The organism is Scytonema sp. PCC 10023, assembly GCF_963920835.1.
Classification (GTDB): Bacteria; Cyanobacteriota; Cyanobacteriia; order Cyanobacteriales; family Nostocaceae; genus Kalymmatonema.
Genome location: NZ_CAWUDP010000014.1, coordinates 55,546 through 76,491 on the forward strand (window position 1 = coordinate 55,546; position 20,946 = coordinate 76,491).

At 42.4% G+C, this 20,946-nt stretch carries 16 protein-coding genes; 8 read left to right on the forward strand and 8 right to left on the reverse strand.

Annotated elements, in window-relative coordinates:
• Positions 1-9 precede the first annotated feature (9 nt).
• Genes ACM0OZ_RS11035 through ACM0OZ_RS11045 form a run of 3 tightly spaced genes read left to right on the forward strand, consistent with a single transcriptional unit; the run spans position 10 to position 3,652 of the window.
• Positions 10-1,212: a glycosyltransferase family 4 protein gene (locus tag ACM0OZ_RS11035; protein WP_414582872.1), complete on the forward strand. Its 1,203-nt coding sequence runs from the start codon at positions 10-12 to the stop codon at positions 1,210-1,212.
• Positions 1,130-2,128: a glycosyltransferase family 2 protein gene (locus ACM0OZ_RS11040; RefSeq protein WP_414582873.1), complete on the forward strand. Its 999-nt coding sequence runs from the start codon at positions 1,130-1,132 to the stop codon at positions 2,126-2,128. Before ACM0OZ_RS11035 ends, ACM0OZ_RS11040 begins: the two co-directional genes overlap by 83 nt.
• Positions 2,129-2,179: 51 nt before the next feature.
• Complete coding sequence (locus ACM0OZ_RS11045; protein WP_414582874.1) at positions 2,180-3,652, forward strand: O-antigen ligase domain-containing protein; 1,473 nt, start codon at positions 2,180-2,182, stop codon at positions 3,650-3,652.
• 231 nt (positions 3,653-3,883) lie between these two features.
• Here ACM0OZ_RS11045 and ACM0OZ_RS11050 read toward each other — a convergent pair whose 3' ends face one another.
• The 5 genes from ACM0OZ_RS11050 to ACM0OZ_RS11070 form a co-directional block, all read right to left on the reverse strand.
• A complete protein-coding gene (locus ACM0OZ_RS11050; RefSeq protein ID WP_414582875.1) occupies positions 3,884-4,990 on the reverse strand; it encodes a glycosyltransferase family 4 protein in 1,107 nt (368 codons plus the stop codon).
• Positions 4,991-5,300: 310 nt separating this feature from the next.
• Positions 5,301-6,248 (reverse strand): hypothetical protein, encoded by a 948-nt coding sequence (locus tag ACM0OZ_RS11055; RefSeq protein ID WP_414582876.1) that lies wholly within the window; start codon positions 6,246-6,248, stop codon positions 5,301-5,303.
• Between the two features lie 32 nt (positions 6,249-6,280).
• On the reverse strand, positions 6,281-7,219 hold the full coding sequence (locus ACM0OZ_RS11060) for an NAD-dependent epimerase/dehydratase family protein (protein WP_414582877.1): 939 nt from the start codon (positions 7,217-7,219) through the stop codon (positions 6,281-6,283).
• 114 nt (positions 7,220-7,333) lie between these two features.
• On the reverse strand, positions 7,334-8,443 hold the full coding sequence (locus ACM0OZ_RS11065) for a glycosyltransferase family 4 protein (RefSeq protein WP_414582878.1): 1,110 nt from the start codon (positions 8,441-8,443) through the stop codon (positions 7,334-7,336).
• Between the two features lie 1,485 nt (positions 8,444-9,928).
• Positions 9,929-11,014 carry an RNA-guided endonuclease InsQ/TnpB family protein gene (locus ACM0OZ_RS11070; RefSeq protein ID WP_414582879.1) on the reverse strand — a complete coding sequence of 362 codons (1,086 nt, stop codon included), beginning with the start codon at positions 11,012-11,014 and terminating at the stop codon, positions 9,929-9,931.
• Positions 11,015-11,076: 62 nt separating this feature from the next.
• Here ACM0OZ_RS11070 and ACM0OZ_RS11075 point away from each other — a divergent pair, with 62 nt between their 5' ends.
• Positions 11,077-11,241, forward strand: coding sequence for a hypothetical protein (locus ACM0OZ_RS11075; RefSeq protein WP_414582880.1), 165 nt, complete (start codon positions 11,077-11,079; stop codon positions 11,239-11,241).
• A 311-nt stretch (positions 11,242-11,552) separates the two neighbouring features.
• On the opposite strand, the gene ACM0OZ_RS11080 is transcribed toward ACM0OZ_RS11075, so the two are convergent.
• Complete coding sequence (locus ACM0OZ_RS11080; RefSeq protein WP_414582881.1) at positions 11,553-13,736, reverse strand: hypothetical protein; 2,184 nt, start codon at positions 13,734-13,736, stop codon at positions 11,553-11,555.
• Between the two features lie 1,683 nt (positions 13,737-15,419).
• Here ACM0OZ_RS11080 and ACM0OZ_RS11085 point away from each other — a divergent pair.
• The 3 genes from ACM0OZ_RS11085 (at position 15,420) to ACM0OZ_RS11095 (ending at position 18,810) form a co-directional block, all read left to right on the forward strand.
• Positions 15,420-16,589 (forward strand): glycosyltransferase family 4 protein, encoded by a 1,170-nt coding sequence (locus ACM0OZ_RS11085; RefSeq protein WP_414582882.1) that lies wholly within the window; start codon positions 15,420-15,422, stop codon positions 16,587-16,589.
• A 33-nt stretch (positions 16,590-16,622) separates the two neighbouring features.
• A complete protein-coding gene (locus ACM0OZ_RS11090; protein WP_414582883.1) occupies positions 16,623-17,516 on the forward strand; it encodes a glycosyltransferase family 2 protein in 894 nt (297 codons plus the stop codon).
• A gap of 157 nt (positions 17,517-17,673) precedes the next feature.
• A complete protein-coding gene (locus ACM0OZ_RS11095; protein WP_414582884.1) occupies positions 17,674-18,810 on the forward strand; it encodes a glycosyltransferase family 4 protein in 1,137 nt (378 codons plus the stop codon).
• 219 nt (positions 18,811-19,029) lie between these two features.
• On the opposite strand, the gene ACM0OZ_RS11100 is transcribed toward ACM0OZ_RS11095, so the two are convergent.
• Together ACM0OZ_RS11100 and ACM0OZ_RS11105 are read right to left on the reverse strand one after the other, a co-directional pair.
• Positions 19,030-19,401 (reverse strand): hypothetical protein, encoded by a 372-nt coding sequence (locus tag ACM0OZ_RS11100; protein ID WP_414582885.1) that lies wholly within the window; start codon positions 19,399-19,401, stop codon positions 19,030-19,032.
• 119 nt (positions 19,402-19,520) lie between these two features.
• A complete protein-coding gene (locus ACM0OZ_RS11105) occupies positions 19,521-19,787 on the reverse strand; it encodes a hypothetical protein (RefSeq protein WP_414582886.1) in 267 nt (88 codons plus the stop codon).
• Positions 19,788-20,504: 717 nt separating this feature from the next.
• Between ACM0OZ_RS11105 and ACM0OZ_RS11110 the strand changes: the two genes are divergently transcribed.
• On the forward strand, positions 20,505-20,885 hold the full coding sequence (locus tag ACM0OZ_RS11110) for a hypothetical protein (protein ID WP_414582888.1): 381 nt from the start codon (positions 20,505-20,507) through the stop codon (positions 20,883-20,885).
• Positions 20,886-20,946 lie beyond the last annotated feature (61 nt).

The window sequence follows — 20,946 nt, forward strand, 5'->3', positions numbered from 1 at the left end:
AGGTGGTGCGTGAAACTATGTATTGTTACCCACAAGGTAAAAAAAGGTGATGGACAGGGACGAGTGAATTATGAGGTTGCGAAAGAAGCAATTCGCCGAGGTCATCATCTTACCTTATTGGCAAGTGAAATAGCACCAGAATTGCAACAAAGTAGCCAAGTAGACTGGGTTTCTATTCCAGTTAACAGTTTACCAAGCGAGTTTTTGCGGAATTTCATATTTTCGCAAAAAAGTGCAAATTGGTTGCGGAAAAATCGCTCCCAAGTTGATTTGGTCAAAGTTAACGGAGCAATTACAAAAGCAGCATCTGATGTAAATGCTGTACATTTTGTCCACAGTTCTTGGCTGCGATCGCCCGCCCACATTTCTCGCATCCGCCGAGATTTGTATGGTTTTTATCAGTGGCTGTATACAGGCGTGAATGCTTTTTGGGAAAAACAAGCCTTCCAAAAAGCGCAAGTTATTGTCGCCGTCTCCCAGAAAGTCGCCCAAGAATTGGAAAGCATTGGCGTAGGGCGATCTCAAATTCAGGTGATTGTCAATGGAGTCGATTTAGAAGAGTTTTCTCCAGGTGTCGCTTGTCGCCAAACACTAGGTTTACCTGAAAATGTGACTTTGGCACTGTTTGCAGGAGACATCCGCACCACCAGAAAAAACTTAGATACCGTGCTGCGTGCCTTGGTGAAAGTGCCTGATTTACATCTAGCCGTTGTGGGAAGTACTGAAGGTAGCCCCTTTCCAGCGATGGCAGAATCCTTAGGATTGAATCAGCGAGTGCATTTTTTAGGGTATCGGCGTGATATAGCCCAGCTGATGCGGGCGGTGGATTTATTTGTGTTTCCCTCGCGTTATGAAGCTTGTACTCTGGTGCTGTTGGAAGCCCTCGCCTCTGGACTTCCCGTAATTACTGCAACAGCAACAGGAGGTGCAGAATTGGTAACACCAGAATGCGGAGTTGTCTTACCAGACTCAGACGACACCGATGCCTTGGCAGATGCACTATCATCAATGATGAGCAATCCCACCCGAATGCAGCAGATGGGAAAAGCTGCTCGTGCTGTTGCCGAGCAGCATAGCTGGAATATCATGGCACAAACCTATATGGATTTATTTGAGGAGTTAAGCAAGAATGAGGAACACCGTTCTCATACCAACTTATCGCCGTCCTCAAGACCTATCACGCTGCCTTATGGCGCTACAAGCGCAAACTAAACCACCATATCAGGTGATAGTGACAGTAAGGGATACGGACACCGAAACTTGGCAATTCCTCGAAGAATTCAAAGACTGTAAACTGCCACTACAGACTGTAAAAGTCACCGTTGGGGGGGTAGTTGCAGCTATGAACGCTGGATTGGAAGTGGTTGAAGGCGATACAGTTTCAATTACTGACGATGATGCCGCACCCTACCCAAATTGGTTAGAACGGATCAGTGCATATTTTCTATCAGATGACAGCATTGGCGGAGTTGGGGGACGTGATTGGGTTCACCAGGGAAACCAATTACTCGATGACTCCCGGGAGATCGTCGGTCAATTGCAGTGGTTTGGGCGAGTGATTGGCAACCATCACCTAGGAGTGGGACAACCTCGTGAAGTCGATGTTCTTAAGGGCGTAAACATGAGTTTTCGTACCAGTGCGATCGCAGGATTGCGCTTTGATGAACGGATGCAAGGCACTGGGGCGCAGGTACACTTTGAATTAGCATTCTGCCTCACCTTAAAACGGGCTGGATGGAAGCTTATTTATGACCCAGAAGTAGCAGTCAATCACTATCCAGCACAGCGTTTCGACGAAGACCAACGCCAGAAATTTAATAATATCGCGTTTACCAATGCAGTTCACAACGAAACTTTAGCTTTGCTGGAACACTTTTCCTTTTTACAAAAGCTTGTGTTTGCATTCTGGGGAATATTCGTCGGCACACGAGAGGCGTTAGGTTTGCTACAGTGGTGGCGGTTGCACAAAAGTGAAGGAACTTTAGCCAGACAAAAGTGGTTGGCTTCGATGCAAGGACGTTGGCAAGGCTTCCGTACTTGGAACAAAACTCATCATCAAGCATCAAAAATGGGTAGTAGAGTCCTTTCTACACCTGACAACTGCTTCCAGATGGACAAGCCTTCATAGCCTTGATAGATAATTTGAAAAAACCACGACTGTTAGACAGGGAGAGGTTGAGTGACCTACAGGCAATTTCATCAAGTTCCGACGCCAGAAGAATCAGAAAAAGAACAACCAACAACTCTAGCTTGGCTAGCGATCGGTGCGCTCATACTGTTTACTCTCGCCTGCTATGTGGCAGGTGCTGGAGCTATAGTGCGTCTAGCATTTCCAGCAGGGTCTTTTTTGGTAGGGGTGTTCCTCTATGTGCGATATCCGGTGCTTTACATTGGTTACACTTGGTGGATATGGTTTCTGATTGCGCTGATCCGCCGTCTTATAGATTTTAGGAGCGGTTGGGTAGAGCCAAGTCCAATCTTACTAGCGCCGTTCTTAGTAACACTGATTACTGCTGCTACATTCTTGCGCTACCTACCCAAAGCATCGCGCATGGGCGGCTTACCGTTTGTCATGGCGATTTTTGCTGTATTGTACGGCTTTTTGATAGGGAGCGTTAACTACCAACCAGTTGTCGTCTTCCGTACAATGCTGGACTGGATTTCTCCCCTATTTTTTGGGTTCCACATACTTGTTAACTGGCGATACTATCCACAATATCGCAAAAACATGGAGACTGTATTTGTTTGGTCTGTCCTCTTAACAGGTGTTTATGGGGTAGTGCAATACCTCATAGCACCGGAGTGGGATAGGTATTGGTTAACCCAAACAAAATTGACAAGCTTTGGAGAACCTGCACCAATGCAGATTCGGGTGTGGAGTACGATGCACTCGCCCGGACCATTTGCAGTGACTATGATGGCGGGGCTATTGTTGTTATTTAGTAGCAAAAATCCATTCCGTATCCCTGCTTCTGTAGCAGGCTACTTAGCATTCTTACTAAGTATGGCACGCGGAGCTTGGGGAGGCTGGGTGGTGGGATTGCTCAGCTTGCTCACTAACCTCAAACCAAAGCTACAGATGCGCTTAATATTGACCATACTGATCATGGCAGTATGTGTTGTGCCACTCGCGACCATTGAGCCATTCGGCAGTATGCTCAGCGAGCGTTTTGGAAGTATCTCAAATTTAGAGAATGACCAAAGCTATCAAGACCGTTCAGCAAATTACGATAGAAACATGGGTATCGCACTTTCTAATGTTTTAGGCAACGGGATCGGCGGTACGTGGGTTGTTGATAAAGACGGCAAACTTATACAAATTGTTCTTGACAGCGGCATCCTAGATACGTTTTTCGCTCTCGGTTGGTTTGGAGCTCTTCCTTATTTAGGAGGATTATTACTGCTGTTGTATGACGTATACCAAACTTCTGAGGCTCGCAGCGATCCCTTTGCCAATGCTGCCCGTTCGATTAGTCTTGCGATCGTCTTCCAGTTAATTTTTAGTAGCTTGATGATTTCGCTTGGTGGTGTCGTTATGTGGGGCTTCCTTGGTGTGGCTATGGCAGCTAAAAAGTATTATCAACATCAACGTCTTTCTGCTGCAATCATCAACGGCTACCCCTTTCCCACCCAAAAACTACCTCTCACTTGACGAGTCAGTTATCAGTTAACAGTTATCAGTTAACAGTTATCAGTTAAGAATAAGCTGTTATTTCATCTATAGCGGTTTGCAATTGGGTAAGGTACATAAAGAAATAATGAACCACAGATGGACACAGATGAACACAGATATATTTGTACTTCACTCAATTGAATTGCGCTATAAAAAGTTATATGAGCGAAGAACACAACACCAGGCGAAATTTTGCCAACTTGAACACTGCTAATTTGGTTTGCTGTGCGCTGCTAACTGTTTTGTACGTTCAACTAAGTTGGTAGTTAACTCTTGATACACGGAAAGGGTTTGCTCATGGACACGCATAACACTCAATCGGTCTAAGTTTTGTTGTGCTAAGTACTGCCACTGGTGCATCAGCTTGCGGCTACTTAGCAATTGCCTGAGAGCGTTTGCTAAGGCTTGGCTATTTGCCGGGGGTACCAGGATACCCGCCTGTCCACCATCTAAAGCTTCTGGTATGCCATCCACATTGCAAGCTATGATCGCGCAGCCAGCTTCACGGGCTTCTGGAATCACAAGCGGAGAGGGGTCACGGTGCGAAGCCAGCACAAATATGTCACACCCCAGCATATAAGATTGTGGCTCTTTTTGAAAGCCTAGAAAATGAATCCTGTCAGCAAAGAGTGTAGTTTGCGCCTGCTGTTCAAACAAAGTTCGGTCAGGACCGTCTCCCACTAAGTAGAGATGCGCGTTTGGAAAATCAGCAGCAATTTGTGCGAAAGCATCGATTAACTCTCTAATACCCTTGCGCTTGTACATTCCAGCTACAGTAGCAATTGCCGGTCTTTGCAGTTCCATCGCTACGTACTCTTGAAGTTTTCGCATACGAAGGCTCCCCAGAGTCCCGTTAGATACCACCCTTAACTTGTTTTGTGCAATACCACGCCGTGCCATAGACTCAGCAACCGCATGGCTGACTGCTATAACGCGATCGCCTAAACCCATCAGCACTGCACTGCGCTGAAATTCGTTGTGTACTGTGGAAACGAGACCATATGTAGAGAAAGCCTTCCAAATCTTTGCCAGCACAATCCCAGTCATCATATGGGCATGGACGATGTCTGGTTGAAACTCTTCAATGATTTTCCAATAACGCCAAGCGGCTTTAATGATATTAATTGGTGTTCTTGTTTGATCCAAATTGAAGTGCTTTACATTGTATGTGGTAAGTAATGCCTCATATTGTCCACCAGCGGATGCTACGCTCACATTATGACCATTTTGAGCTTGCAGACAAGCTAAATCCACGGCTACATTGACAATACCATTACCAACTTCTTGGACGTGGTTCAAAATATGTAGAATTCGCATCTAGCTTTAATTTTCTACTAATTTATTTTTATAGATAATAAATCAAACAACAGTTCCAACAATCCGGATAGTTTTTGCCAATTTGGCAAAGGTATTTGCTCAGATTATAGAATGAATTTTTACGAATTTATGTAAATTGTAAAAATTGAATCTGGTCTAGGCAAATACAGACAAGCATTGATTTTTTGGTTGAGCATATATGCTGTGGATACAAAAAAAGCCTGTTTGTACAGGCTTTTTTTGTCACCCAAGAATCGGTGCCTGTAGGCGACAAGGTGCAGGTCTTTAAATTTTAATAAAATATTAAAATTCACCCTCTCCCATCAACACAAGCAATCCATCGCTCTTCATAGATAAAGTGAGGATCGATATGGTGCATACCAGCACCGTTCCAACCAACACCACTGGGTTTAAGCACTAAGTTTTGGTCAATTTCTCGTTCTTGATAACTTGTCGTTGTCAACTCAGTAATTTCAAATGCTCTTAACTGTGTGCCGTAGTCAGGCTGACAGTCTTGAGTGTAGCGAATAATCTTATCATTCATCACTAAAACTCTACCGCCTGGTCTGGCAATATGTGCATTACCACTAATAATTGGACTTTTTGGGTGTTCTATCCAAGAACCAAGCAACTCATCAGCATAATAGAGACGGAGAGTGTCAAAATGATGCTGAGGATTTGTTTCCGTAAATAACCACCATTTATCAGCGTGACGGAAAATAGAAGCGTCTAAAAATGACGCACCGCTTTTGATATTTCCAACAAAACTCCATTTTGTAGGAAACTTGGATGCTTTGTACAATCGAATCGAGTTTGCCTGATGGCTCTCCGGAATCATGTAATATTCATTCATCCACTCAAAAACGTAGGGATAAGATAAGTGAAATGCTTCAGCAAGTACAATTTGTTCGTACTTCCAATTCACTGTATCCTCACTCGTTGCTAGCCCAATTTCTCCTCTACGTGTCTGTTGATTCAACACTTCAAAGAACATGAACCAGGTGCTATCAACTTTAATCATAAAAGGATCTGCAACAAACCCAGCCCTGACATCTGATACATTCCGGCGTGTCAAGACAGGATTTTTTATCTCTTTAGGAGCATCGAAATCAACAGGGGATTTGCCAGTATAGATTCCAATAGACCATCTTTCCTTTTTTGTCAGCGCACCTAATGGCAGCTTATTAGCTATAGGAACTGGGAAACTATTCACTACAGAAAAATGTAGTTCTTTTACAATTTTTTTGAGGTAATTCATCAGAAGCAATTGTGAAAAATCTATAAATAATCCTATGATTTATGTTCTTGACAATATTCTACTAAAACTTTTAAACCAGATTCTACAGACCATTGAGGTACAAAATTTAAAACTGATGATGCTTTGGATATATCCGCTTGGGAGTCTTGAATATCTCCAGGACGAGAAGGTGCAAAGCCAGGTTCTAATTCCCATTTGGGGAAATAAGTTTTCATAATATTTACAAGCTGAAGAATCGAAGTTGATTTACTTGTGCCAATGTTACAACTCAATGCTGAACCAGGAGGTAGTGGAGTCGTTAAGGCTTTAGCAAAGGCAGCCGCTACGTCTTTCACAAACACAAAATCTCTTGTCTGACTACCATCGCCATAAATTTTGATAGGTAAACCTTTGAGCATGGCATCAACAAATATCGAAATAACTCCAGAGTATTGAGATCCAGGTACTTGTCGAGGTCCAAATACATTGAATAAACGTAAGCCAATAAATGAAAAGTTAAATTGTTTGGTAAAAAGGGCAGCGTATTGCTCGCTTACCAATTTTTGTAAACCATAAGGAGAGATGGGATCGGGAGGCTGCTCTTCTGAAATTGATAGAGGTGTTTTGTTACCATATACAGCAGCAGAGCTAGCAAAGACTAGCTTGGGAATCTTTAAAGCCTGACACAGTTTAATCACAGCTACAGTTGCAGACAGATTATTATCGTGCGCTTCCAGTGGCTTGAGCCATGATTCAGTAACGGATGGGGTAGCTGCTAAATGAGCAATGCCATCAATCTGTCTGGAAAAATCTTCTGGGTGACAGTCTAATATGTTTTTATGCAGAAAATTTAACCCAGAATGTTCAGGCAAGTTTTGTAAGTTACCTGTCGTCAAATTGTCAATTACAGTCACAGAGTGACCTTCTGATAACAACTGCTCAGTCAAATGAGAACCAATAAACCCTGCTCCGCCAGTGACAATAAAATGCATAAATTTAATTTGGGAAAAACAGTGTGGTTTTCATTCACAATTCGTAATTTACAATTATAATTTCAATTACGAATTACGAGTCATCAAGAATAAATTAATCTCTAGCTCAATTTGTTAATTATGAATTAGCTTGGCTTTAGCATATTCAGAATTATTGGACGTATTATCTGGCATTAACTCTTTATAGACAGCTAGTGTTTCTTTATGAACACGAGTAGCACTGAGCCTTTCTAGGTTCTGAGATGCTTGAGTCCTCCACCATTGCAGGCGATCGCGATCGCTCAACAACTGCCTTAAATTTACGGCTAAGGTGTGGCTGTCTTTTGCTGGTACGAGAATGCCTGCTTTCCCAGCGTCCAAGGCTTCAGGTATACCATCTACGTTTGAGCCAATGATCGCGCAACCAGCTTCTCGTGCTTCTGGAATCACAAGGGGTGAGGAATCTTTGTGAGAAACAAGTACGAATATATCAGTAGCTAATAGATATCTCTTTGGTTCAGGTTGGAAACCTTCAAAATGAATGCGCGAAGCAAAAGGAGTATTTCGCGCTTGTTCTTCCAATGACTCGCGATCAGGCCCGTTACCTACCAAGTACAAATGGGCATCGGGAAAATCGCCGGCAATTTCAACAAAAGCATCTATTAATTCCCCGATTCCCTTACGCCGATACATCCCCGATACTGTTGCAATCGCAGGGTGGTGTAGGGGGAGCGGTTGGTACTCTTTGATGCTGCGCTGGCGGGGACTCCCTAATGTGCCGTTGGATACAACCCGCATTTTTTCTTTTGGGATACCACGCCGTGCCATAGATTCTCCCACTGCTTGACTGACGACAATCACTCGCTCACCCAAGCCCATCAATGTGGCACTGCGCTGGAATTCGTTGTGTACCGTAGCAATTAAACCATATTTATAGCCGAACCTGAGAGTCGCTGCCAGCACAACTCCCGTCATCATATGTACGTGGACGATATCTGGTTTAAACTCATCCACGATTTTCCGATATCGCCATACCGCTTTAATAATATTTAGCAGTGTTCTTGACTGGTCTAGATCAAAATGTCTGATTCCATAAGATTCTAGTAATGCCTCATATTCTCCTCCAGAGGAGGCTACAGCGACATCGTGACCATCTTTTGCTTGCATACAGGCGAGGTCTACCGCTACATTAACGATACCGTTACCAATCTCTTGTACGTGGTTTGTCAGATGTAGTATACGCATTTAATGATCTCCACAGTGGTCGCTTGTTGCAAATTGTTGATCTTCATTCAGTACCGATAGAAGCAACTCCTGATAAATGCAGGATCTTAAACTAGAGGTAGTTATTAGGATTCTGCTTTAAAAAGGATTTCATAAGACCCCAAAAATAGCTTGAGAAAGCTACGGAGCAGGCTTTCAAGTTGAGAATATTAGGAGGCTATAGACGTTGCCGCGTCCTTCGGACGATCGCTCTGTTTTTTTTGTCTTGAACCGATTCAATTGAGAGTCGGTAAGCACCCGCAATATTTTGCATCTTGAGCATAATAAACAGGGTTTCTCTTTTTTGTAAGATTTTGAGAATTTATTTGATATTCATATTTTTCTTTTTTTATTCATAAAAATACAAATCAATTTTTAGTGTCATTATCTTTGATATTTTCCACCTTCTTATTTAAGAAAAATTTATCTTTTGTTAAAAATATATATTTTTCTAGCTAACAATGTCATGAAAATTACAAAATATCATGATTCTTTTACTCTCCTACTTAATAAATTGAATCAAGACAATTTTTGCCATGCGAATCTTGTGTCATTACATAACATCATGACCTAACTCAAAAGTGAAATAAGTTTTTCAAATTACATCTTTTCCTAGCCTTATTATTTACCAGTCAACGAACTTCCAGGCTTGTAGAGACACAAAATAGCTCCACTCAGCACTTGGCGTACTCTATAAGAACGCTCCTGAGTTCTGAATGGATCTCCTGGTCTTTCTTTATTTCACTGTCAAATGATTTCGGTTCATTTCAACGCAATGATTTGGCTGCAACTTAACGAAATTTAGTTCAATAAGAAGTATAAGATGTGAACCAAATCATTCTTGAAATTTTGTTATTATACAGATTTTACAATATCATTAATTGAAAAAAACATTCAACCAATATCGTTTATTTAAACTCTGTTTACCTCCCTTGCTCATAAATTTCTAAACTTTAAAAAATTCTGGCATGATACTACACTGTCTATAAGTTGATAACAACTATCAATATATATTTTTTACAATAACTTTAAAAAATCCGGTTTTTTGGTATGAAAACTGAAAATTTAGGTTTAAGCCTTTGACTCTTGCAGCGGTTTTATGCAAGATTATACAAACTAGCATCCACCAGACATATCATTAACTGATGGATTTGTTGACGCATTGTCCCTTAAAAAATGAGCACGAGCGTACCCCTATGCCTACAGCACATCTGCGGCGTTAGCGTAAGTCCTGCGGACAGGCTGCGCCAACGCGCAGCGTGCGCATGATTGCGCTCAGCTCCTCGCTTAGGAGGCACGGGGACGCTGCTTTGAACAAGCCGTTACATAAAACCTACCCAAAACTATCCATAACTAGACTTTTCTATACAACAAGATGACTGGTACTAGTCAGAGAAATTGGGTTTCGTTTACTTCCTGCTTCATTCTGGAGAAGTCGGCTTCAACCAGTCCACAGGCTAGCTCCGTCTAACTGACGGTTTTGGACAAATTGATTGCAGCATTCAAGTCTCTGTCTAAGCTGAATCCACAGTGACTACACTCAAATACTCTCTCATTTAAGGCGAGTGTCTCTTTCTTTTCTCCACAGTTAGAACAAGTCTTAGAACTTGGAAACCATTGGTCAACTACTACCAACCTAGAGCCGTACAACTGACACTTGTAAGTTAACTGACGCCGAAACTCGTAAAATCCCATATCTTGAATTGCCTTTGCCAAATTATGATTAGCCATCATCCCAGACACGTTCAAATCCTCAATGACTACTACGCCGTGGTTCTTAGCAAGTAGCGTGGTGAGCTTGTGTAGTGTGTCTTTCCGGATGTTGGCAATTTTCCTGTGCAGTCTAGCAATTTGTAACTGTGCTTTTTTCCAATTAGCTGAGCCAATGATTTTATGACGGTTCAACCATTGCATTCTGGAAAGCTTGGCTTCATATTTTTTGTAGGATTTTGCACCTGCAATCACCTCACCAGTAGAGAGTGTGACAAGGTTCTTGACGCCTAGATCAACACCCACAACGTCTGTGTATTTTAATTCTTGAGTTTCTACGTCGAACCGAAAACTGATAAACCATCTATCGGCTTGGCGACTAATTGTCGCAGACTTAATTAATACCTGTGGCAGTCGTTCATAGGTTTTCAAGACGCCGATACATGGTACTTGAATCTTATTGTTGCCAAGGATTTTGACTGTTCCCTCCAGTGTGAAAGAGTCATGCCTACCTTTTCTCTTAAATTTAGGAGATCCAGCAGTCTTATTGAAACAACGCTTCCACGCTTCGCGCAAAGCAAAGACCGCTTGTTGTGGTGTAGATTTAGAGCATTCATAGTACCATTCATTTTCAGGCTTCACCAATGCTACTAACCATTTATGTAGATCGATGGCAGTAGGAAATTTAATCTTAGAATCAGGGTTGATTTTGTTATAGTCTAATATCTGCTTAGTTAAAGCAAGTCCCCAGTTCCAAGCATGGCGAGCTACACCACAATGCTTCCGCATTGTTATGCGCTGTTGATTATTTAGCTTCAATTCTGTTTTGAACCCTAATAGCATTGACTCGACCTTTCAATGGTAATATACTCATATTATATATGAGTATATTAAGGTTTGACAATATGGCAAGGAAAAAGATTTATTTGGAAGCAAAACGAAGATTTACAATGACTTTGACACAGACAGCAATCCAGTGGTTAGAGCAAAAGCAAAATGAAATGCAAGCAAGCAGTTTAAGTGATGTCATTGAACGTATGGCGCGAGAAAAGCTACCCAAAAATGAGTAGATATGGGTAGCTTTGTCGATAAATTAAGTCACAGTTGCTAACCCCACGATTTCTCGTGTTCGGTAGACAGACGGGTTAAATACCAGAGTGCTCATTTTTCGGCGAGTAGAACCCCGTGACAGTTGAGAATCAATGGTCAACCGTCAGATGTCAACGTTCTTTGTAACCTCTTTCAATACAAATTAGTATTAATAATTACATGTTAATTTGTATAAAATATTACTTAAAAAAAACAGGCTTTGCCTGTCATAATTCGTTCTCTATTGCTTCCCAGACTTAGTCTGGGAATGACTGTAAAAAACTATATGCGCTTATCTGGGTAACTGATACACAATCACCTTTCCTTTCCAATCTTCCTCAACAAATACCAGGTACTCTCCATTTGAGCGGCGAAAAGCACGGATACCGTAGGGTATATCAATCCACCCACTTTCACCAGCCACTTCTGGACCAGGTTTTAACTTTTGTACTTGCTTTCCTGTTGCGGCGTTATAAACAGAGATCTCTGGCTTTTTCACTGTTACAGAGAATACATAATCTCCCGCCACACTCATCGCTATTGTAACCACTTCACGCTTTCCAGTGGTGTCATGAGGAATGACAGTGCGCCAACGGGGAGTGCGATTTCCTTGACTCCAGTTGTCAAAACGTACAATTTCAGACCCTGCTGCCCCAGCATCATCGTCAGGCGCAGGATGATCTTTGGTAAAGCCTGATAAATACATGGTGTCTGTTTTGGGGAAATACTCAATCCGTCGCACATCCGTAAATAGGCTAGGAGTTTTATCCTTTTTCATGGAACTGTAGGAGTAAATGGGGTTGCCCTTAGCATCTAGTCCCTGTAAAGGAAAATGCCGGATACCTTCTTGAGTTCGCAAAGTTTTCCATAAATCGCCTTTGCTATCTACCCACCATCCCCCAAGGTAGGGATAATCATCTGTATCCCTGATGTTATACTCACCCTTATCAAAGGTACCGTTGCCGTTGCTATCCCGCCAGATCCAATCCTTTTGTTCCTGCGGTTGATTCGGCGGCCAACTTCCAACTTTACCATCCTTGAGCACTGTGCCAAAAAACATTGCAGATGGTATAGCAACTTTACCGTCCGTGGTTGGATTGAAACGATAAATTTGCATAAAGCTTTGATACATATCTGTGAGATACATGAAGGGTTTCCCCTGGATGCGCCGGAAGAACACTGAAGTCGGCGCTGTATGCAGGCGTGGATCTTGAGGGTATTTAAAAGGATTTACAGTGTACGCCTTGTAATTCCATTGCTTACCAGCTGCTTTTTTGTAATCCATGTGGAAGTATTCGTGCTTAGTGTATACGTCCACTCCATCACTTTGAGGATCTGTATCAGCGTTATCCACAAAATGCAAACCTAGTAACCGCCACTGCAGCTTTCCTGATGGCGAAAACTTTCTTAAGTCGGTTCCAGCATTATGAAAACCATTACTATTCACATAGATATTACCTGCTGCATCTGTACCCACGCCGCTTATGCCGTAAAATTTCAAATCTCCAACTTCACCAGGAACACCCGCAAAAATGCCACGCTCAATACCGAATGTTCCCACCTGTTTCGGTTTGCCTGCAATGTTGTAAATTAGTACTTGCTGACGAGATCCATTTTCTGCTACCAGAAGTCTGCCTTGATTATCGATCGCGATCGCACTCGGGTCAACAACATCTGCAATCACCTTAAAAAGACGCTTACCTTCTGCTGAATAATGCAAAATCTGAGGAGGAGTACTGCCAGCTTTGGCTTGTATTATCCATAGATTTCCCTGTTTATCAATTGTTATCTGCCCTGGGTTGGAAACAGAAAAATTGCGTACTTCCCTCATTGTGTCAGTGTTGTAGACACTAACGCGGTTTGCCTTAGCAATACTCACATACAACTGATTTCCTACAGTTGCTAATCCCGTCACTGGGTTTTTCGTGCTGACAATCAACATACTTTTGTCATAGCCACGTCCTCCAGCAAAACCCGCAGCCTTTCCAGACAAAGTATAGCGTCTTACACAGTACCAAGATGTTCCTTCTGGCGGGTAATCCTCTTTTATCTTGCCCATTGATCCCTGGAACATAGCCAGGTAAATGTACTTACTATTTGCTGTTATGGCTTTGCCACCCACACGGCTCCAACCATGAAGCTGAAAGTCAGGACCAACAACATCACCGTTTTTATATATTCCTGCTTCTCTTCCTGCTTCATCCCAAGTGCTGTTGGTGTAGACCGTACCATCAGGACCAACATACATTGCCTCTACATAATTCTGCACCCATTTGCTACCACCACCATAAGTATTGCCTATCCAAGATGTTGTGTAGGCGTTTGTGGCAGGTGCAGATCTCATCGCATACAATGCAATAGTTATTACAGCAATGATAACGAGGACAAATTTTGCAGTTTTTCCTCGTCGTAAATGACCACTATTTCGTTGCTTCTGGTAGAACTTACCCAACTTGGAAATTAATCGATTTTTCATAAATTGACAAAATTGTTGATTGCTTCTCCAACATTATTTTTAATGAGAAAAACTATTTCATTCAAATTTTTTACTTAATCTTGATATAGGATTCCTATTTGATTTTTGAAATACACCTAGGGGAGCCAGTGCACAGGCTCGGGTTTCCCGGCTTGTTCACGCGCAGCGTCTCTGCATTTTATAAGCATCTGGCGTTGGGCAATGACTACTATATCTGGCTTATGTTTGGGTTTCGGTGAGCATTGCCCACCCGAAAGATACTGAAATGTTTTCAAAAAGAAAACCGGATTGCTATACAATAGCTACAATCTACGGCTTTCATCTATTTTTTTACAAAAACTTTATCAGCAAAACACTAAAATTTTACTTTTACACAGTTACTTTTGGTAACACATATTCTAGATTATATTTGCAACCTCTATTTTAAATAAGCAGTAAAAAATCATACCGAATAATCTTTGTCCAACTATTTTTTTATTTCATCAGCATTCCTAAACTACGGAAGATTGATTGTTGATAGTTGAAGGAAATTATAGCTAATAGTCACACTTAACAGTCAGCGGTGTCGAGGAGTCTTTCATTAAACTTCTTGCACTCATTCGTTTTGTTCGTGTTCTCCTTTGCGACGCCAGTAACCTAGGCGCGGGAAAGCCCTAGTGGGAACGGCCACGCCTTACGGCTATCGGGTGAGTCCCTCGCGGTGCGGCACGGCTACGCCTGTACCGTGCGACCTCCGTAGGAAGCACGGACACGCTACGCGGAGGCGCTGCGGCACGCTTTGCCCTTACGCCCTTCGGGTATCTCCCTCGCGGTGCGGCACGGCTGCGCCTGTACCGTGCGACCTCCGGAGGAGGCACGGAGACGCTGCGCGTTGGCGTTCGCCCTTGGCGTGGCGAAGCCTCAGCCTGCGCTTTGCGCTTACGCCAGTTCCCGCTTGTTGGGAGACCCGCCTATGCCCTACGTACGGGCAGGCTACGCCAACAGGACTGGACTCACCGTCATTCGCACCGCAGTTCTCTTAAAACAGTGAACAGCTACCTACGCAGTAACGCCTGCTATGGTGGGGGATTTAAACCCGCCACCAACGCTTTCGGTGCTCTTGGTGTGGTGTTTCCCGCTGCGGATGAAACTGATAACTGATAACTGATAACTGGTAACTGTTAAAGGGTTTCCCTCCAAGAGAACTGCTCGCTGGCTCGTTTTTGCGCCTCTGTGCGAGACAAAATAATATTTATGCAATCTTGTCTATTCCAACGTAAATAGCAGGGGTTTTACCGACGCCATTTAAAAAAACTTTTACAAAACCTTTGTGTACAAGAGCGTTTCTAGCAGCAGAGTACTTTTTCGGTGATAGCTTCTGAGTGTAAAAAATATTTTTGTGTATTTACAACTTTATACTGACTTTACAAATTGCCCTTCAAATGTTTTGTTTTAAAAAATGTATGATTAAGTATTTTATAAAAATACCAAACTTATATCTTTATATCATAATTTATTTACCTTTAGATAGAAGAATATTATAAATAACTATCTATAGTTATAGTAAAAAGTTCTGATTATATATTTATTCACAGAATATATCTATTGTCGGCATCAATAAATAATCGTGCTGAAATCAAAAAAAGGCGTTAAAAAGTAAATTACAACGAGACACACAGACAAGCATTACTTGGAGAAACATAAGTGGAAGGGAACACAAAAAATGCTGCTTCAAAATCTGCGTCTATTCTCTGTTTGGGACTAGGCTGGTTTCCTAAAACCCCTGGAGGATTGGAACGGTATATTTATGAACTGACGCAGAAATTGGCAGCAAATCAAGACCAAGTTGAATTATGTGGAGTTGGTTTACCAGAAGCTGAACCAAATTTGCCGATAAAACTGACTAACTTGGCATCACCAGATAGTGCTATTTGGAAACGGTTGTGGGACATCCGCACTAACTTTCAGAAAACAAGAGGTGCCAAACCTGATGCCATTAATTTACATTTTGCATTATACAGCTTTCCAATTTTGGATCTTTTGCCAAAAGGAGTGCCTATTACCTTTAACTTTCATGGTCCTTGGGCATTTGAGAGTCAAGAGGAAGTCGTTGAGAGGAAACTAAGTGTTTGGCTCAAAGCTAAGCTGATAGAACAAAGAACATATAACCGCTGCGATCGCTTGATTGTTCTGAGCAAAGCATTCGGGAATGTATTGCATGAACAGTATCAGATTCCTTGGAACAAAATTCACATAATTCCAGGTGGAGTTGATATTACTCAGTTTCAACCTAATTTATCACCTCACGAGGCTCGTGCAAAACTAGATTGGCCCCAAGACCGTCCAATTTTATTCACAGCCCGCCGCTTGGTGAATCGAGTGGGACTTGACCAATTGTTGTCAGCCTTAGCTATCATTAAACCGAACATTCCGGATGTTTTGCTTATGATTGCAGGACGCGGACGACTACAAGCTACACTACAACAGCAGGCAACTGAATTAGGACTCAGCAATCATGTTAAATTTTTAGGGTTCCTACCAGACGATTTGTTACCTGTTGCTTACCAAGCGGCTGACTTGAGTGTTATGCCCAGTCAGTCTTTTGAAGGATTTGGATTGGCAATAGTAGAATCCTTAGCTTGCGGGACTCCTGTTGTGTGTACTCCCGTTGGAGGAATGCCAGAAATTTTAGAACCATTCTCACCGGGTTTAATTACGTCCTCAATAGAAGTCCCAGCCATTGCAGAAAGATTACAACAGGTGCTACTGGGAAAAATTCCAGCACCTACACAACAAGCCTGTCGTGAGTATGCTGTCGCCAACTTCGATTGGAACAAAATAGCGCAGGATGTACGGAGTGTTTTATTTGCCTAACTATAATATTGTTGTAATGCTGGTTTAGCGACCATGAAGTTAAGTGTGATTGTTCCCTCTTTTAATGCAGCCGATACAATCTCCCGGCAACTGGAAGCACTGGCAAATCAGCAGTGGAACCAGCCTTGGGAGGTGATTGTTGCCGACAATGGTTCTAGTGATGAAACAGTGGCGATACGCAAAGCGTCAAGCCTCCGGCTTATCGCCCAAGCTTATAGTACAAAAATACCATCACTTCGCGTGATTGATGCGTCTGATAAGAAAGGAGCCGCTCACGCCCGTAATGTTGGTGCAAGTGTTGCCAAAGGTGAAGCCTTGGCTTTTTGCGACGCCGACGACGAAGTTGCCCCTGGTTGGGTAGCAGCAATGGGTGAGGCGCTCTCCAAGTATGACTTCGTTGCTGGTCGCAATCAACACTGGAAACTAAATGAACCTTGGTTGGTCAAAAGCTACAGAGTTGAAAACGGTGATGGAATTGCTTTCGATCACCCATATTTGCCAGTGGTAGGTGGTAATAACATCGGCATCAAACGTTCACTGCATGAAGCAGTAGGTGGCTTTGATGAAACCTTTCTAGCGATTGAAGACATTGATTACTGCTGGAGGGTTCAACAAACAGGAGCAAAGCTGCATGAAGTCCCTGACGCGATCCTTCATTACCGATTTCGCACAAATATAATGGGCGGATGCAGCCGCTCGTGGAGTGTTGGTTTTTACGAACCATTACTGTATCAAAAGCATAGGTCATTCGGTTTACCTAAACTTATGTCATGGAAGATCTGGGTCAAAACACCTTTAAACTTGTGTTTGGATGTTTTGCGTTTGAAAATCTGTGACAAAGCAAGCTTAGCTGGAAGCTTAAGACATCTAGCATGGCATATCGGTCAAATCCAGGGTTGTATTAAATACAGATATTTCCCTGTCTAATTCCTGTCTCGTAATTCGTAATTGAAATTTTGATTCCGAATTACAAGAAAAAAAGCTGAAAGCCCCGTGTCTTTGACCGGGGATGAAAGCTAATTGCAGGCTTCTTATGCAATCATGTACTTAGTATTAATTATTATCTGAAACGTCTTAAGCCCTTATGAAAATTTTCTTCCTAGATCAAAGCGGTAAACCAGGCGGGGCTGAACTATGTTTAATAGATATCGCCAAACCCTACAAAGATAGGTGTTTAGTGGGATTATTTGCTGAAGGTTCTTTTAGAAATTTACTACAACAGAACCACATTCCAGTTCAAGTTCTCACCACTCAATCAATAGAAGTTCGCAAAGAAAGCAGCTTGGCACAAGGATTAGGCAGTTTAGGTCAACTTATACCTTTAATTGCTAAAGTTGTGCAACAAGCAAGAGAATTCGATTTAATTTACGCCAACACGCAAAAAGCATTAGTTGTTGGCGCACTGGCGAGTTTTTTTAGCCGTCGTCCTTTGGTCTATCATTTGCATGATATTCTTTCCCCAGAACACTTTAGCAAAACCAACCGTTCGATTGCCGTAACTTGCGCCAATCGCTTTGCATCATTAGTCATTGCCAATTCCCAAGCAAGTCAAGCAGCCTTCGTAGCAGCGGGAGGACGCCCAGACATCACGAAAGTGGTTTACAACGGCTTTGATGCGAAAAATTATCAAAGCCAAGAGTCCGATGTCAGGCAAATTAGACAACAACTGGGGATAGACGGACAATTTGTTGTCGGACATTTTAGCCGTCTCGCACCTTGGAAAGGACAGCACATACTTATAGAAGCACTGGCAAAATCTCCTGTTGATGTCACAGCAATCTTAGTTGGTGATGCGCTTTTTGGAGAAAAAGAATATGTGCAGCAATTACACCAACAAGTGACAGCGCTGGGACTGGAAAATCGAGTCAAATTTTTAGGGTTTCGTTCAGATATTCCATTGCTGATGTCAGCTTGTGACTTAGTTGCACATACCTCAACTGCTCCAGAGCCGTTTGGTAGGGTGATTGTAGAGGGTATGCTTTGCGGAACACCTGTGGTTGCGGCGAAAGCTGGCGGTGCGATCGAATTAGTAGAACATGGTGTCAATGGTTTTTTAGTGACACCAGCAAAGCCTGATGAATTGGCGCAAGTGATTACCACCTGTCTCGAAGAACCAGAAAAAACAGCAAATATAGCTGAGAATGCACAGGCGATCGCCCGCCAGCGTTTTGATGTCACAGCTATTAATCAGCAAATTGCTGAACTCTTAGACAAGCTATGACTTTGTTTGTAGTAAGGACTTTAGTCCTTGCTTTGGTGGAAGAGGACGCGCATTCCTCACTACGAAATATAAAATGTGTCTACTGAGATCTTGCAAGAGTTGCAACAGTGAGTCGGCTCAGCCTCCAAACCCTCGTTACCAGGTTCAACCTGGTAACGAGATATTAGAGCCTCTGGCTCTTGTTGGGTGCAAGATCTGTGTCTACGCACTTAGCGCTGATTACAAACCGACTAATTCACGCGATTCAAAATCTGTGAGTTGTTGAGCTATTGCTAGTCTTGCTTGCAGCTTAGCCACACTAAACTGGTTACGCAGATATTCTACATGAGCAACAGCATTTGCCTTTTCGGTAGTTAATTGTATCAGGGTGTCCATCGCTTTTTGGTATTCTTGATTGACAAGTAACACTTCAAAGCGACGAGCTTTGCGTTGAGCATCATTTTTCAAATCCATATCAAAGGCGGCGCTGCGATCCGCATTGCCTTCAAATCGGTTAATCTGGTACTGAACTGCCATTAACTGGGAGTCTATTTCGTTTACTCTTTGGGCAGCTTGAGCGATCGCAGCTGGATAATGATTGAGTTGCGTCATCAAAATAAGTTATTCCTCTAAAAAAATTGACATATCAAGTAGGGGAAGATGAGGGAGATGAGGGAGATGAGGAGGATGAGGAAGAGGTGAAAATTCTCCCTTGTCCTCCTTGTCTTCTTCTACGCCACTTCCCTCAGTTGAGCAGGTTGGATCGTCACCTCCTCAATATTTAAGGAAAGCTGTTCGGCGTGTGGTACCGCAGCTTCTTCCAACACTTGGACTTCAATATTTACACTGACTAAATAACTGCCTGTATCCGCACCAACCGCTTCAGCAACTAATTTGGCAATCTCTGGGCGTTTAGCGGTCAGTGGGTCACGTAAGATACACCGATCCCATTCATGCTTGGCAGTCGGATTGAGGCTGAGAATATAGTGCTTAATCATAGGACAAACCGTAAAACCCATCTCCGGAACGCTGTCACGCACCCGTTTTGCACTAACTTAGGCTTCGTGAACGCTATCTCTATTATAGTACATATGTACCTTGTTTGGGAGGATGAGGAGTAGGCAGGACAGGCGCAGGACACTGCTCACAAATAACACTGAAATAACACACCTTGAAAGGACTGGTTCTCAAACTTTTCTCGGGTCTAAGTATTACTATTTGTTATTTAAAATACAAATAGTAATCAAAAATCTTATGATGCAGGTGAAAGTCTTTGACAAATTGCTTGATTAACTTAGTATTGTCATTAGGAAAATGTAAAGTTATTTATACCACATATTCCAGTGTTGTCAAGATTTTGATTTGCGACCCCTATTAATGATGAGTTGTACTAAGTTAGCGAGATTTTCCTCGCTTTGCATAGAGATGATTGTTGAGCAGTATTCGTATTGCTGATTTCGACTCTTGCCAAAGACAAACTGCGAGGCTACCAGTTTTTCTAGCTTGAATTCTCAAATTTTGCATTTCAATTAGGTTTTGCCAAACCTGTGAAAGCTAGAGAATTTTTTTTGTGATTAACAACTAGAAAAACTCTTTATTTGCATACATATTGACTAACTTATCTGTAGGAATTTCAAGAGTGCCGACAAAAAGCCGGCTCTTATACAAATATCCTCAGTTTAGTGATGCTTAGTTATAACGAGATAGGGGAACGAATGGACAACAATTTATTTTCAGTAGCCACTTTCAGTGAAGCGACTTTAGTTGACCTGTTACGCAAAAGAGCGCTACAGCAACCAAGGCAAGTGGCATATACCTTTTTGGTAGATGGAGAAGCACAAGAAGTTAGCTTAACTTATCAAGCATTAGACCAAAAAGCGCGATACGCTCTGCGTCAAGCCTCCGGCTTATCGCTTGCTGCTTTCTTACAGAGCATGAAAGCTACTGGAGAAAGAGCGCTGCTTTTATACCCGCCAGGACTCGAATTCATTGCTGCTTTTTTCAGGTGTCTGTACGCAGGTGTGTCTACGGCGGGACTTCTCTCCAAGACGTTACGCGAACGTCCAGCGCGAAGAATTGCAACCAGATTCTGCTAATCCATTGGTGGTAGGTTAAGATAAGATTTCTTTTGTCAATTAGAAAATATACGGTAAAAGG

Excerpts from the sequence above, each read along its gene's own strand:
- ACM0OZ_RS11040 (WP_414582873.1), top strand. The coding sequence starts at position 1,130 with ATGAGGAACACCGTTCTCATACCAACTTATCGCCGTCCTCAAGACCTA.
- ACM0OZ_RS11050 (WP_414582875.1), bottom strand. The coding sequence starts at position 4,990 with ATGCGAATTCTACATATTTTGAACCACGTCCAAGAAGTTGGTAATGGT.
- ACM0OZ_RS11055 (WP_414582876.1), bottom strand. The coding sequence starts at position 6,248 with ATGAATTACCTCAAAAAAATTGTAAAAGAACTACATTTTTCTGTAGTG.
- ACM0OZ_RS11060 (WP_414582877.1), bottom strand. The coding sequence starts at position 7,219 with ATGCATTTTATTGTCACTGGCGGAGCAGGGTTTATTGGTTCTCATTTG.
- ACM0OZ_RS11065 (WP_414582878.1), bottom strand. The coding sequence starts at position 8,443 with ATGCGTATACTACATCTGACAAACCACGTACAAGAGATTGGTAACGGT.
- ACM0OZ_RS11070 (WP_414582879.1), bottom strand. The coding sequence starts at position 11,014 with ATGCTATTAGGGTTCAAAACAGAATTGAAGCTAAATAATCAACAGCGC.
- ACM0OZ_RS11075 (WP_414582880.1), top strand. The coding sequence starts at position 11,077 with ATGGCAAGGAAAAAGATTTATTTGGAAGCAAAACGAAGATTTACAATG.
- ACM0OZ_RS11080 (WP_414582881.1), bottom strand. The coding sequence starts at position 13,736 with ATGAAAAATCGATTAATTTCCAAGTTGGGTAAGTTCTACCAGAAGCAA.
- ACM0OZ_RS11090 (WP_414582883.1), top strand. The coding sequence starts at position 16,623 with ATGAAGTTAAGTGTGATTGTTCCCTCTTTTAATGCAGCCGATACAATC.
- ACM0OZ_RS11095 (WP_414582884.1), top strand. The coding sequence starts at position 17,674 with ATGAAAATTTTCTTCCTAGATCAAAGCGGTAAACCAGGCGGGGCTGAA.
- ACM0OZ_RS11100 (WP_414582885.1), bottom strand. The coding sequence starts at position 19,401 with ATGACGCAACTCAATCATTATCCAGCTGCGATCGCTCAAGCTGCCCAA.
- ACM0OZ_RS11105 (WP_414582886.1), bottom strand. The coding sequence starts at position 19,787 with ATGATTAAGCACTATATTCTCAGCCTCAATCCGACTGCCAAGCATGAA.
- ACM0OZ_RS11110 (WP_414582888.1), top strand. The coding sequence starts at position 20,505 with ATGGACAACAATTTATTTTCAGTAGCCACTTTCAGTGAAGCGACTTTA.